Genomic DNA, 11712 nt, shown 5'->3' with positions numbered 1-11712 from the left:
CATGATCGAAGACACGAAGACCTGGGGGTGTCCCCTGGACGAAGACCTCGGCGCGGCCCTCACGGGGGACTTCCTCGCCCGTCACGCGGCCGATGTGGAGGACGCGATCCGCAAGGCCGCGGCGACCGAGATCCTGCCCCGCTTCCGCCGGCTCGCCGACCACGAGATCGACCAGAAGAGCGGTCCGCACGACCTGGTGACGGACGCAGACCGCCTCGCGGAGCGCCACCTCACCGGGGTGCTCGCCGCTCTCCTGCCCGGCTCCGTCGTCGTCGGCGAGGAGGCGGTCCACGCCGACCCGACGACCTACGAGGCGATACGCGGCGACGCGCCGGTGTGGATCATCGACCCGGTCGACGGCACCCGCCAGTTCGTGCACGGCGACCCCGGCTTCTGCACCCTCGTCGCGCTCGCCCACCGTGGCGTCCTGCTCGCCTCCTGGACGTACGTGCCGGTCCCCGACCGGCTCGCCACCGCGGTACGGGGCCGGGGCGCGTTCCTCGACGGCGAGCGGCTTCGCGCGGGATCGCCGGCGGCCGGCCGGGAGCTGCGGATAGCCACCTCCCACCCGGACTACACGACCGACGAGCAGAAGCGCGCACTGCTCGGACTGTGGGCGGACGGCGTCGCGCCGCGCGCCTGCGGTTCCGCCGGCCTGGAGTATCTGGCTGTCGCCCGGGGCGAGTTGGACGCCACGGCGTTCTCCTGGGAAGCGGCCTGGGACCACGCGGCGGGCCTGCTGCTGGTCGAGGAGGCGGGCGGCGCCCACCGCACGCTCACCGGCGAGCCGTTTCGCATCACGGGCGGCAACGCCCTGCCGTTCACCGCGGCACGGGACGCGGCCACGGCCGACCGAGTACGCGAGCTGCTGAGCGACGGCGGCTGAGCCCACCGGAGCGCACGGCCGCGGTTGACCCGACCGGTGGCCACGGGACCCGGCTGAGCCGGCCGGAGCCCACGGGGCCCTGGCTGAGCCGACTGGCCCCCGGCTGAGCCGCCGGGAGCCCATGGGTCCCCGGCTGACCCGACCGGAGATCACGCGACCGCGGCTGACCCGACCGGAGCCCAGGGGGCCCAGGTATCCGCGGCTGCGCCGGAGGTCACGGGCCTCGGCTGTCCGCGGCGGCGGTGCCGGTCCCTCTCCGTGGCTGGGCCGGTTGCTCCCCGCGCCGCCGGGGTTGTCACTGCCCCGGCATATGCTGACCCTGAGTGGCCATCGGCTGACGAAGGGGTCCGAAGGTGCCGTCGATGCTCGATGCGGTCGTGGTGGGAGCGGGACCGAACGGACTGACGGCTGCCGTGGAGCTGGCCCGTCGCGGCTTCTCCGTGGCGCTGTTCGAGGCCCGTGACACGGTGGGCGGCGGAGCCCGCACCGAAGAACTCACCCTGCCCGGTTTCCGTCACGACCCCTGTTCGGCGGCGCACCCCCTGGGGATCAACTCGCCCGCCTTCCGCGCCCTCCCCCTGGAGCGGTACGGCCTGGAGTGGCTGCACCCCGCCCTGCCCATGGCCCACCCGTTCCCGGACGGCACCGCCGCCGTACTGGCCCGGTCCGTCGCGGAGACGGCCGCCTCCTTCGGTCCGCGCGACGCGGGCGCGTACCGCAGGCTCATCGCGCCGTTCCTGACCAAGTGGGACACCCTGGCCCGCGACTTCATGTCCCTGCCGCTGACCGCGCTCCCGCGTGACCCGGTCACCCTCGCCCGCTTCGGACTCGTCGGCCTGCCGCCGTCGAGCCGGCTGATGCGCCGCTTCCACGACGAGCGGGCCCGAACCCTCTTCGCCGGGCTGGTCGCCCATGTCATGGCACCGCTCAACGGCTTCGCCACCGGCGCCATCGGCCTGATCTTCGCCCTCGCCGCGCACGCCCGTGGCTGGCCGGTGGCCCGCGGCGGATCCCAGTCGATCTCCGACGCCCTCGCCGCCTACCTGAAGGATCTCGGCGGCGGCGTCCACACCGACTACGAGATCAAGCGGCTGGACGACCTGCCGCCCGCGCGGGCGTACGTCTTCGACACCTCGCCCACCGCCCTGGCCCGCATCGCCGGCTTCGGCAGCTACTACGCGGGCTACCGCTACGGCCCGGGCGTCTTCAAGATCGACTACGCCCTCGACGGGCCGGTGCCCTGGACGGCGCCCGAGGCGCGCTCCGCCGGGACCGTGCAGATCGGCGCGAACACCGCGGAGATCGGCACCGCCCTGCGCGCGGCGTCCCGCGAGGGCCGGGCCCCCGACAGACCGTTCCTGATCACCGTGCAGCCCAGCGTCGCCGACCCGACCCGGGCACCGGCCGGCCGACACGTCTTCTGGGCGTACGGACATGTGCCCAACGGCTGGACCGGCGACCTCACCGACGCCATCGAACGCCAGCTGGAGCGGTTCGCCCCCGGCTTCCGGGACCGCGTCCTCGCCCGCGCCACCGCCGGCCCGCCCGAACTGGCCGCGCGCAACGCCAACTACATCGGCGGCGACATCGCCTGCGGCTCGGTCTCCGGACTGCAACTCCTGCTGCGGCCGAAACCGTCCCTGTTCCCGTACCACACCCCGCATCCCGCGGTCTTCATCTGTTCGGCGGCCACCCCGCCGGGCCCCGGCGTGCACGGCATGTCGGGGCACAACGCGGCGAAGGCCGTGTGGCGCAGACTGAGACAGTCATGACCACCATCACGCTCGTGCAGGGCGACATCACCCGGCAGACCGCCGACGCGATCGTCAACGCGGCCAACTCCTCGCTCCTGGGCGGCGGAGGCGTGGACGGCGCGATCCACCGGCGCGGCGGCCCGGCCATCCGCAAGGAGTGCCGCGCGCTCCGCGCTTCCCGGTACGGCAAGGGCCTGCCCACCGGCCGTGCGGTCGCCACGACGGCCGGCGACCTGGACGCCCGCTGGGTCATCCATACGGTGGGCCCGGTCTTCTCCTCGGCCGAGGACCGCTCGGACCTGCTGGCGTCCTGCTACCGCGAGTCACTTCGCGTGGCCGACGAACTGGGCGCCCGAACCGTCGCCTTCCCGGCGATCGCCACCGGCGTCTACCGCTGGCCACTGCAGACCGCGGCCCGCATCGCACTGGAGACGGTCCAAGGCACCCCGACAACGGTCGAGGAGGCCCGCTTCGTCCTCTTCGACCAGGCCGCGTACGACGCCTTCGCCGGCCAGAGCCGCTGACGCAGACCCACCGGCGCCGCAGTGGCCGTCAGCGAGGCCGTGTCGGTGGGGATACTCCTGGGATGGACGTTCCGAGGGGTTTGTGGGGCAACACCACGCACGACTGGTCCAAGTCCGTTGACGCGGACCATCTGGCGCACATCCGACGGAGCCCGGAGGCATTCGCGCCCGGTGGTCCGTGGCACCTGGTTCTTGAGGTGCTTGCCTATGCCGCCGACGAAGCGGCCGGCCGGGGCAGAGGCCGCTGCGTCGTCACCGTACATCCGAAGGGTTCCGTGTCCGTCGCGCACGGCATCCCGGTGACCGGCCTCGAACCCGTCGAACCCGACGGCACCACGGGGACACTCGTCCACTTCAGACCGGACGAACCGTTGCGTGCGACAGAGGTGTCGATGCAGGGGTGGCTGCCGCGTTGCCCCGCGACGTGGCCGGACCTGAACATTCGGCTCGCCCTGGAGCCGTGACCCTGGGGGATGACGAGAAGTGCCGTCGCCTCAGGGGGCGTTCAGGGCGTTCGCTTCGGGGCGGGGCCTGCCTCATGCGGGTGGGCTGGGGCCGTGGTGGTGTATTGAGCCTGAATGAGGCTTGGATGTTTCTTGAATCGCGCCTTTCGCCTGCCAAGACTGGGCACCCGGTGAGCGGGAGGGGGCGCCATGGGCGAGGTGGAGTGCCGTGTGCTGGGAGGGGTCCGGGTCCTCGTCCGCGGCCGGCCGGTGGACCTGGGGCACGCCAGGCAGCGGCATGTGCTGGCCGTGCTGCTGGTGGAGGTCAACCGGCAGCTGTCCGTGGGGACGTTGATCGAACGGGTGTGGGGCGAGCGGGCGCCGCGCAGCGCCGTGAGCACGCTCTACAGCTATGTGTCCCGGCTGCGCGGCACGCTGTCCACACCGGGCCTGCGGCTGGTGCGCCGTTCCGGTGGCTACACCGCCGAGGCCGAAGCGGACATCATCGACCTGCATCGGTTCCGCTCCCTGGTGGCGCGGGCCCGCGGGACACGAGACCAGGAGACCGGCGAACTGCTGCGCAAGGCGCTGGCGCTGTTCCCCGAGGGGGACGCGTTCGCCGCGCCGGACACACCCTGGTTCACGCACCTGCGGGAGGTGCTGGAGGGCGAACGGCACGCGGCCGAGCTGGATCTGGGCGATGCGCTGCTGCGGCAGGGAAAGGAAGCGGAACTGCTGCCGCGGCTGTTACCGGCGGCGGCCGCGCAGCCCTACGACGAACGGCTCGCCGGACAGCTGATGCTGGCGCTGCACCGGCAGGGACGCACCGTACAGGCCCTGGAGCACTACCAGACCCTGCGGCGAAGCCTCGACGAGGAATTGGGGCTCACCCCCGGCGCCGCCATCCAGCGGCTGCACCATGAGCTGCTGACGGCGGGACCCCAGGGGGACGACGGCACGGCGGCGGCGCCCGCCCAGGACCGTACGCGTGCGGCGACCGCGGTGACATCGGCCGTCGTCCCCCGGCTGCTCCCGCTCGCGCCCGCCGGATTCCTCGGCAGACACCGGGAACGGCGGCAACTCGCGCAGGCCGTCGGACGGATCGTCGTCGTCACCGGTCCGGGAGGAGTCGGCAAGAGCTGGCTGGCGGCCCGCTGGGCCTACGAGGAGACCGGCCGCTTCCCCGACGGACAGCTCTACGTCGATCTGCGCGGCTACGACCCGGGCGCCGAGCCGCTGCCCGCCTCCGCCGCCCTGCGCGGCTTCCTCGACGCGCTCGGCGTGCCCCCCGACGACGTACCGGAGGACCCGGCAGCGCAGGAGGGCCTGTACCGGAGCCTCCTCAAGGACAAACGCGTCCTGGTCGTCCTGGACGACGCGCACGACACCCGCCAGGTGCTGCCGCTGCTGCCCGGCACACCCACGTGCACCGTCCTGATCACCAGCCGCAACCGGCTCACCCCGCTGGTCGTCAGGCACGGCGCCGTCACCCTCGCGCCGGCCGTCTTCGAGGACGGCCAGGCCCGCGCACTGCTCGCCGACCGGCTGGGCGCCGAGCGGACCGCCGCCGAGCCGGAGGCCGTCGCCTCGCTCGTGGCGTACTGCGCGGGGCTGCCGCTGGCCCTGGCGCTGGTGGCGGCCCGCGCCGCCGGCAATCCCGGCTTCCCGCTCGCCGCGCTCGCCGGTGAACTCGCGCGGCCCGCGGACCGTCTCGACGCCCTGGACACCGGCGATCCGACGGTGAGCCTGAACCTGCGTGCGGTGTTCGCGATGTCACGGCGGGCGCTCAGCCCGCCGGCCCGCCGTCTGTTCGACCTGCTGGGCCTGGTCCCCGGCCCGGACGCCGGCCTGGAGGCGGTCGCGAGCCTCGCCGGTGTCGCGCGCGGCAGGGCCCGGGCCCTGCTCGCCGAGCTGGAGGCCGCGCACCTCGTCCACCAGCACCTGCCGGGCCGGTACGTGCTGCACGACCTCGTCAGGCTGTACGCGCGCGAGCGCGCCGCCCGTGACCAGGCGGGGGAGAAGGCCGAGGCGACGGCCCGGTTCGTCGACTTCTACCTGCACACCGCGTACGCGGCGAACGAGCTTCTGGACGGTGTCCACACCCCCTTCAAGCCGGAACGGTACGAGCCGCCGGCGGCGGGCTGCGGACCGTGGACGCCCGCGGACTTCGAGGACGCGCACGCCTGGTTCACCAAGGAGCACGCCTGCCTCGTCGCGGCGCAGGAACTGGCGCTGTCCGCCGGTCTGCACGTCCAGGCGGTCTATCTCGCCTGGGCCCTGATCTCCTACCAGTTGGGCGCCCACCGGCTGCAGGACTACGCCCGGGTCTGGCAGAACGCGCTCACGGCGGCCGAGCGGCAGGGCGCCACCGCCGCGCGCATCCTCGCCCGCTGGCGGCTGGGCCACTTCCATGCGCTGAGCGGCCGGCACGCGGAGGGCCTGGACCATCTGGACCAGGCGCTGACCATGGCGGAGGAGACGGGGGACACGGCGGCGCAGGCCCATGTCCGCCGCACCCTCGCCCGCGTCTGGGAGCTGCACGGCGACGACCGGCGGGCCCTCGGCCACGCCCTTGGCGCGCTGGCGTTGTACGAGGAACTGGACAACCCCTTCTGGCTGGCCAACCAGCTCAACGCGGTGGGATGGATGCACGCCCAGGTCGGCGCGTACGACCAGGCGCGCGCGTACTGTGAGCGGGCGTACGCCCTGCACGTCAAGCACGGCAGGCCGGGTGACGAGGCGTCGACGCTGGACAGTCTCGGCTACATCGCCCACCGGACCGGTGACCACGCCACCGCGCTGGACCACTACCGACGGGCGCTCGCGCATTTCCGGGCGATGAGCGACAGCGCCAACGAGGCCGACACCCTGGCCGGGATCGCCGAGGTGCTCACCGTCCTCGGCCGGCCGGGCGAGGCCCGTGAAGCCTGGATCCGGGCGCGCGACCTGTACCGCGCCCAGCGGCGGGACACGGACGCGGACCGCGCCGAGGCGGCCCTCGGCTCAGGGTGACGCCGCGTCAGGAAGGCCCCGCGGGGGCGCCTGGCGGTGTCTGCTGCAGGCGGGCCCCGGCGCCGGAAGTGTGTTGTGGCGGCGGGGGCCGGTCGGCGAGGCTGGCGGGATGAACGGAGCGATCTCTTATGTGTGGCGCGACCCCATCACCGACGAGGAGATGGTCGACCTCGTGCTGTCCCATGGCGGCAACGCCGAACCCGGCTGGTGGCCCAAGGTCAGCGAGCACAGTCTCGGCTGGGTGGCGGCCCGGGACGGCGAGGGCGTCCTCGTCGGATTCGTCAACGTGGCCTGGGACGGCGCGGATCACGCCTTCCTGATCGACACGAAGACCCGGGGCACCCACCAACGCCGCGGTGTCGGCACGGCACTTGTGCGCCGGGCGGTGGACCATGCGCGTGCGGCGGGCTGCGAGTGGCTGCACGTCGACTTCGAACCCCGGCTGCGCGGCTTCTACTTCGACGCCTGCGGCTTCCGGCCGACGGACGCGGGACTGATCCACCTGCCCTCCGCCGACGAGGGACGACGGTGAGCGCTACACGGCAAAACCGGGGCAGGGCGATTTCCCGCTCGCGGTGCACACGGAAGACCTCGCGCAAGGAACGCGGGTGCATTGGGCGGGATTCCTGTCATCAACGGTGCCCTGGTGCATTGCGGCAGCATTTTTCGGGCCGGTGCGCGCAGGCCGCGGGCGCCGGGGAGGCTCCCTCGGCCCCACCGCGCCGCTCTGTGCGGACGGTGGGCCGAAACTCCCCGGCGCCCGGCCTGGTGGCTACTTCTTGTGGCAGGCCCACTTGCCGTTGACCTTGGTGTAGTGCTCACCCTTGGGGCACTTCTTGTGCTTCGGAGTCTTCGTGGGGTGAGGCGTGGGCGCGTTGTGACTGTCCGCCACCGTGGCGGTCGCCGGAGCTGCGAAGGCGGTACCCGTAGAGGCCACGGCTGCTCCGCTGGCGAGCATGCCCGCGGCGGCACCGGCGGCCAGAGCGCGTATGATCCTGTTTCGCATGATCGGCAGCCTTTCTTTGTCGGCGTCTGCCTCTCAGTTCGATTCTTGGCACCGCTGCCCGCGCACCGCATCTCGATCACACCGGCGCATGCGGGACTTTGCCGCGACAGGCCCCGTAATGACCGGGGCGGGCCCGGAAAGAGAGCCGCGGCAGGCCCTGTTCTCGTCGCGCCGCGGACACCGCGAGGGATCTGAAACGTGCCGCGAGGCCGCTGCACGGCAAGGGCCGAACGGCCCCCGATCCACCCCCCGAGACCCTGGCCCGCACCGCCCCTTCCCGAGAGAATCGACTGCCTTCGCCGGCGGCGGTCCGGCAAGGCCGCACGGAACACGGTGACGGGTGGTCGGCTCGGCCCGGAGAAGGAAGGAAGCCTCAAGTGATCGCTGTCGTGGGACACCCGGATCTCACCGCGCCTACGCTGACGATGCTGGAGGAGGCCCTGGGCCGGCGGCTGGCGGGCTTCGCACGGGCGGGCAGGGCCGGACTGGTCCGTGCCGGCCAGGGGTTGCCGGTCGCCTTCGGCCGCGCCGCGCGGAAGGCCGGGCTGGCGCTGGTGACCGTGCTGCCCTCCAGGAACGGGGTACCCGCGGTGCTGGAGGAGCACGACCGCAAGGCCGCAGGGGAGTTGCTGCTGCTGTCGGAACAGGTACGGCTGCTGGAGTACGACCCGGTCGACCGCGGCGCATGCGTGGGTGCCGACGAGAGCCTGCTGCGCACCTGCCGCCGGCTGGTCGCGGTGTGGGACGGCTCGCCGTCCAACGGCCGTGACGCCACAGCCCACTTGGTGGCCTACGCGCGCAGCAGCGGCATCGACGTGGAGGTCTTCTGGCCCGACGGGGCGGCACGCGAACGCCTCTGATGCCGCCGGACGGTGAGGAGTTGGCGAAGCGGGCCGTCGCACGGCGGACCGTGCGGGGCCGCCCGGATCGTGCCGCCCGCTTCGCTCGGCGTACGGCGCGCGTCGTTCGCTCCGCCCGGCGTACGGCACGGGCTGCCCGCTCCGCCGGGCGTACGGCACGCGCCGGTGGGCGGAGCGGGTGGCCGGTCCGGTGCGGCGGCCGGGGACGGGCCGGGTGACGGCGCCTTCTCGATCAGGCCGTCACGATGTCCTGGCGCAGCGGCAGCAGGGACTCGGCGATCGTGTCGATCGTGGCCTGCTCGACGCCGGCTTCGGCGAGGGACGCCGCCAGGTGTCCGAGCACCCGTTCGAAGGCGGCCTCGGTGATGGACAGGTGCTCGTGGGCCTTGCGCATGGAGCGGCCGGAGTAGGGGCGGGTGGCGCCCAGGGCCTGCCCCACGAAGCGCCGTTGATGCCCTTTGAGCCGGTCGATGTCCACCCCGGTGAAGTAGGGCCGCAGTTCGGGATCGCCGAGCACCCTGTCGTAGAAGATGTCGACGACGGCGCTGATCGCTGCTTCGCCTCCCAGTTGCTCGAAGAGGCTCGGTGTGGTGGTTCCGGTCGGTGCGGTGGGGGAGATGTCAGCCATGGCGACAGCGTCGACCCGCATTCTTGCCGGGAGGTCAGGGGCGCATGAACCGGCCGTCAGGAAGCACTCACCGACCGTCGCGCCCGCGATGCGAACTCTTCGTAACCTGCCCATGACACGGCGGCGGCCCTGCGGGACCCTGTCCGTGCGCACCGGCGGAGCGGACCTCGTCGCCCGACCCTGGTGCGTCGGCTTCGCCGCCGTGAGTTTCCGGCAGACGCAATCCAACCGCGCCCGCGACGCGTACCTCCTAGGAGAAGCGATTGGAGGAACGCAATGACAGTCTTCGGTCATCTCTTCCCCAGCAGGAACGGGGACCACGGCGGCCACGGTGACCACGGCGGTCGCGGCGAACGCGACCACGGTGAGCGTGGCGAGCACGGCCGGGAGCGGCGGGACGAGGACAGGGACCGCCGTCACGACCGTGACCGCGAGGACCGCTTCGAGTACTGAGAGTGAGACAAGGGTGAGTGGGTCGGCGAGCAGGGGAGCCGGCCCGCTTCGCCGTCCGGTTGCGAGGAATGCGACGGAGCGGTGCCATGGTGGGTGTCCTCCGGCATGCACTGCGGGGACTGCTGTCGGTGGGCGGGCCGGCGGGCGGGGACGAGCGGGACCCCGGCGTCGTCGCGCCCGCACCGCGCCTGTCACCGCGTGAGGTCTTCCGGCGCTTCTGGCCCTACACCCGGGGCCGCAGGCGCTGGCTGGCGCCCCTGCTGCTGTTCAGCCTGATCGGCCCGGCGGTCGACGGCGCCGAACTATGGCTCTTCAAGATCGTGATCGACGACGCGCTCGTCCCGCGCGATCCGCGTCCCTTCCTGTGGATCGCGCCCGCCTATCTGGGGCTCATCGTCGTCTCCGGCATCCTCGGGTTCGCCGACCGCGTGACGTCCGCCTGGGTCGGCGAACGCTTCCTGCTGTCACTGCGCCGCGATGTGTTCCGGCACGTCCAGGGGCTCTCGCTCGGGTTCTTCGAACGGCGGCGGCTCGGCGACGTACTGTCCCGGGTGACCGGCGACGTGGACGCCGTCGAGACACTGCTGCTCTCCGGGGTGGCCGACGGCCTCTACCACGTGGTCCGGCTCGGCGTCTTCCTCGGCCTGCTCTGCTACCTCCGCTGGGACCTGACCCTGCTCGCCCTGGTCGTCGTGCCGCTGTTCTGGCGCGCGGCCCGGCACTTCTCCCGGCTGATCGGCGAGGCGTCCCGGGAACGCAGACGGCGCAGCGGCTCGCTCAGCGCGGTCGTCGAGGAGACGCTGGGCAATGTGGCCCTGGTCCAGGCGTACAACCGGCAGGGCTGGGAGGAACGCCGCTTCGAACGGGAGAACCTGGGCCGGTTCCACGCGGCGATGGCATCGGCGCGAATCGGCGCCGTCTACTCGCCGCTCGTCGAGATCATCGAGGTGGCGGGCATCCTCGCCGTGCTCGGTCTCGGCACCTGGAAGCTGGCCCAGGGCCAGCTCACACTGGGCGGGCTGCTGCTGTTCCTGGCGCTGATCGGCAAGCTCTACGGCCCCGTCAGCGGCCTGTCCGGCCTCGCCACCGCCTTCTACACGGCCTCCGCAGCCGCGGAACGGATACTCGAACTGCTCGACCAGCGGCCCCAGGTCGTCGACGCCGCCGACGCCCGGCGGACCGGCCGGGCGCGCGGCGACATCGAACTGGACGGCGTCTGCTTCCACTACCCCGGCACCGCGCGCCAGGCGCTGTCCGACGTGTCCTTCCACGTCGCGCCCGGCGAGATCCTGGCCCTGGTCGGGGCCAGCGGGGCGGGCAAGTCCACGGCGGCCAAGCTGCTGCTGCGCTTCTACGACCCCGACCTGGGCGCGATCCGCCTGGACGGGACCGATCTGCGCGAGCTGCGGCTGCGGGACGTACGGGAGAACGTCGCGGTGGTCCTCCAGGAAACCCTTGTCCTGCACGGCACGGTGCGCGAGAACATCGCCTACGGCCGGCCGGGGGCGACGGACGCGGAGATCGTCGCGGCGGCCGGGGCGGCCGACGCGCACGAGTTCATCCAGGCGCTCCCCGACGGCTACGACACGCTGGTCGGCCAGCGCGGCCGGATGCTGTCCGGTGGTCAGCGGCAGCGCGTGGCGATCGCCCGCGCGGTGATCCGGGACGCGCCCGTCCTGCTCCTGGACGAGCCGACCAGCGGTCTCGACGTCGAGTCCGGGCTGCGGATCATGGGGCCGTTGCGGCGGCTCATGGCGGGGCGCACGACCGTCGTCATCTCGCACAACCTGCTCACCGTCCGTGACGCCACGCGGATCGTGGTCCTCGACCATGGCCGGGTCGTCGAGTCCGGCACCCATGACGAGCTGCTGGCGCTGCGTGGCGCGTATGCGCGGTTGCAGCGGCTGAACGGGGTCCCTGGCCGGGGGCTTGGCGGGGGTGCCTATTCGCCGTCGTGCAGCGTTTTGGTGGGCGGGTGCGGGTGGTGTCGTGGTTGAGCGCGCGGTTCCCCGCGGTGGCGCTGTGCGAGTTGGCGGGGGGTGCCTATTCGCCGTGGGGCGGTGCGTTGGTGTGTGGGTGCGGCGTCGTTGTGGTTGAGCGCGGTGGCGCTGTGCGAGTTGGCGGGGGGTGCCTATTCGCCGTGGGG

At 72.8% G+C, this 11712-nt stretch carries 11 protein-coding genes; 9 read left to right on the top strand and 2 right to left on the bottom strand.

Going from position 1 to position 11712, the window contains the following annotated elements; genetic code table 11:
• Position 1: 1 nt before the first annotated feature.
• The 6 genes from ACIRFL_RS30445 (at position 2) to ACIRFL_RS30420 (ending at position 7151) form a co-directional block, all read left to right on the top strand.
• Positions 2-886 carry an inositol monophosphatase family protein gene (locus tag ACIRFL_RS30445; RefSeq protein ID WP_404034628.1) on the top strand — a complete coding sequence of 295 codons (885 nt, stop codon included), beginning with the start codon at positions 2-4 and terminating at the stop codon, positions 884-886.
• 362 nt (positions 887-1248) lie between these two features.
• Positions 1249-2658 carry a phytoene desaturase family protein gene (locus tag ACIRFL_RS30440; protein WP_404034626.1) on the top strand — a complete coding sequence of 470 codons (1410 nt, stop codon included), beginning with the start codon at positions 1249-1251 and terminating at the stop codon, positions 2656-2658.
• On the top strand, positions 2655-3164 hold the full coding sequence (locus tag ACIRFL_RS30435; protein ID WP_404034624.1) for an O-acetyl-ADP-ribose deacetylase: 510 nt from the start codon (positions 2655-2657) through the stop codon (positions 3162-3164). The genes ACIRFL_RS30440 and ACIRFL_RS30435 overlap by 4 nt, the downstream gene beginning before the upstream one ends.
• Before the next feature lie 62 nt (positions 3165-3226).
• Positions 3227-3628 carry a hypothetical protein gene (locus ACIRFL_RS30430; protein ID WP_404034622.1) on the top strand — a complete coding sequence of 134 codons (402 nt, stop codon included), beginning with the start codon at positions 3227-3229 and terminating at the stop codon, positions 3626-3628.
• Positions 3629-3817: 189 nt separating this feature from the next.
• Positions 3818-6619 carry a BTAD domain-containing putative transcriptional regulator gene (locus tag ACIRFL_RS30425; protein ID WP_404034620.1) on the top strand — a complete coding sequence of 934 codons (2802 nt, stop codon included), beginning with the start codon at positions 3818-3820 and terminating at the stop codon, positions 6617-6619.
• Positions 6620-6728: 109 nt separating this feature from the next.
• On the top strand, positions 6729-7151 hold the full coding sequence (locus ACIRFL_RS30420; RefSeq protein ID WP_404034618.1) for a GNAT family N-acetyltransferase: 423 nt from the start codon (positions 6729-6731) through the stop codon (positions 7149-7151).
• A 240-nt stretch (positions 7152-7391) separates the two neighbouring features.
• Here ACIRFL_RS30420 and ACIRFL_RS30415 read toward each other — a convergent pair whose 3' ends face one another.
• Complete coding sequence (locus ACIRFL_RS30415) at positions 7392-7625, bottom strand: hypothetical protein (protein ID WP_404034616.1); 234 nt, start codon at positions 7623-7625, stop codon at positions 7392-7394.
• Positions 7626-8002: 377 nt separating this feature from the next.
• Between ACIRFL_RS30415 and ACIRFL_RS30410 the strand changes: the two genes are divergently transcribed.
• Positions 8003-8485: a hypothetical protein gene (locus tag ACIRFL_RS30410; protein WP_404034614.1), complete on the top strand. Its 483-nt coding sequence runs from the start codon at positions 8003-8005 to the stop codon at positions 8483-8485.
• Positions 8486-8717: 232 nt separating this feature from the next.
• Here ACIRFL_RS30410 and ACIRFL_RS30405 read toward each other — a convergent pair whose 3' ends face one another.
• Positions 8718-9113, bottom strand: a complete 396-nt coding sequence (locus ACIRFL_RS30405; RefSeq protein ID WP_404034612.1) for a group 1 truncated hemoglobin — start codon at positions 9111-9113, stop codon at positions 8718-8720.
• Positions 9114-9389: 276 nt separating this feature from the next.
• Between ACIRFL_RS30405 and ACIRFL_RS30400 the strand changes: the two genes are divergently transcribed.
• Complete coding sequence (locus ACIRFL_RS30400) at positions 9390-9566, top strand: hypothetical protein (RefSeq protein ID WP_404034610.1); 177 nt, start codon at positions 9390-9392, stop codon at positions 9564-9566.
• Between the two features lie 86 nt (positions 9567-9652).
• The gene (locus ACIRFL_RS30395) at positions 9653-11563 is read left to right on the top strand and encodes an ABC transporter ATP-binding protein (protein ID WP_404034608.1); all 1911 of its coding nucleotides are present in this window, start codon (positions 9653-9655) and stop codon (positions 11561-11563) included.
• Positions 11564-11712 lie beyond the last annotated feature (149 nt).

The sequence above is a fragment of the Streptomyces sp. NPDC102462 genome, assembly GCF_044765425.1.
GTDB lineage: Bacteria > Actinomycetota > Actinomycetes > Streptomycetales > Streptomycetaceae > Streptomyces.
The sequence above is the reverse complement of the archived record's forward strand: the minus strand, read 5'-3'. Positions and strand labels throughout refer to the sequence as shown.

Excerpts from the sequence above, each read along its gene's own strand:
- ACIRFL_RS30445 (WP_404034628.1), top strand. The coding sequence starts at position 2 with ATGATCGAAGACACGAAGACCTGGGGGTGTCCCCTGGACGAAGACCTC.
- ACIRFL_RS30440 (WP_404034626.1), top strand. The coding sequence starts at position 1,249 with ATGCTCGATGCGGTCGTGGTGGGAGCGGGACCGAACGGACTGACGGCT.
- ACIRFL_RS30435 (WP_404034624.1), top strand. The coding sequence starts at position 2,655 with ATGACCACCATCACGCTCGTGCAGGGCGACATCACCCGGCAGACCGCC.
- ACIRFL_RS30430 (WP_404034622.1), top strand. The coding sequence starts at position 3,227 with ATGGACGTTCCGAGGGGTTTGTGGGGCAACACCACGCACGACTGGTCC.
- ACIRFL_RS30425 (WP_404034620.1), top strand. The coding sequence starts at position 3,818 with ATGGGCGAGGTGGAGTGCCGTGTGCTGGGAGGGGTCCGGGTCCTCGTC.
- ACIRFL_RS30420 (WP_404034618.1), top strand. The coding sequence starts at position 6,729 with ATGAACGGAGCGATCTCTTATGTGTGGCGCGACCCCATCACCGACGAG.
- ACIRFL_RS30415 (WP_404034616.1), bottom strand. The coding sequence starts at position 7,625 with ATGCGAAACAGGATCATACGCGCTCTGGCCGCCGGTGCCGCCGCGGGC.
- ACIRFL_RS30405 (WP_404034612.1), bottom strand. The coding sequence starts at position 9,113 with ATGGCTGACATCTCCCCCACCGCACCGACCGGAACCACCACACCGAGC.
- ACIRFL_RS30400 (WP_404034610.1), top strand. The coding sequence starts at position 9,390 with ATGACAGTCTTCGGTCATCTCTTCCCCAGCAGGAACGGGGACCACGGC.
- ACIRFL_RS30395 (WP_404034608.1), top strand. The coding sequence starts at position 9,653 with ATGGTGGGTGTCCTCCGGCATGCACTGCGGGGACTGCTGTCGGTGGGC.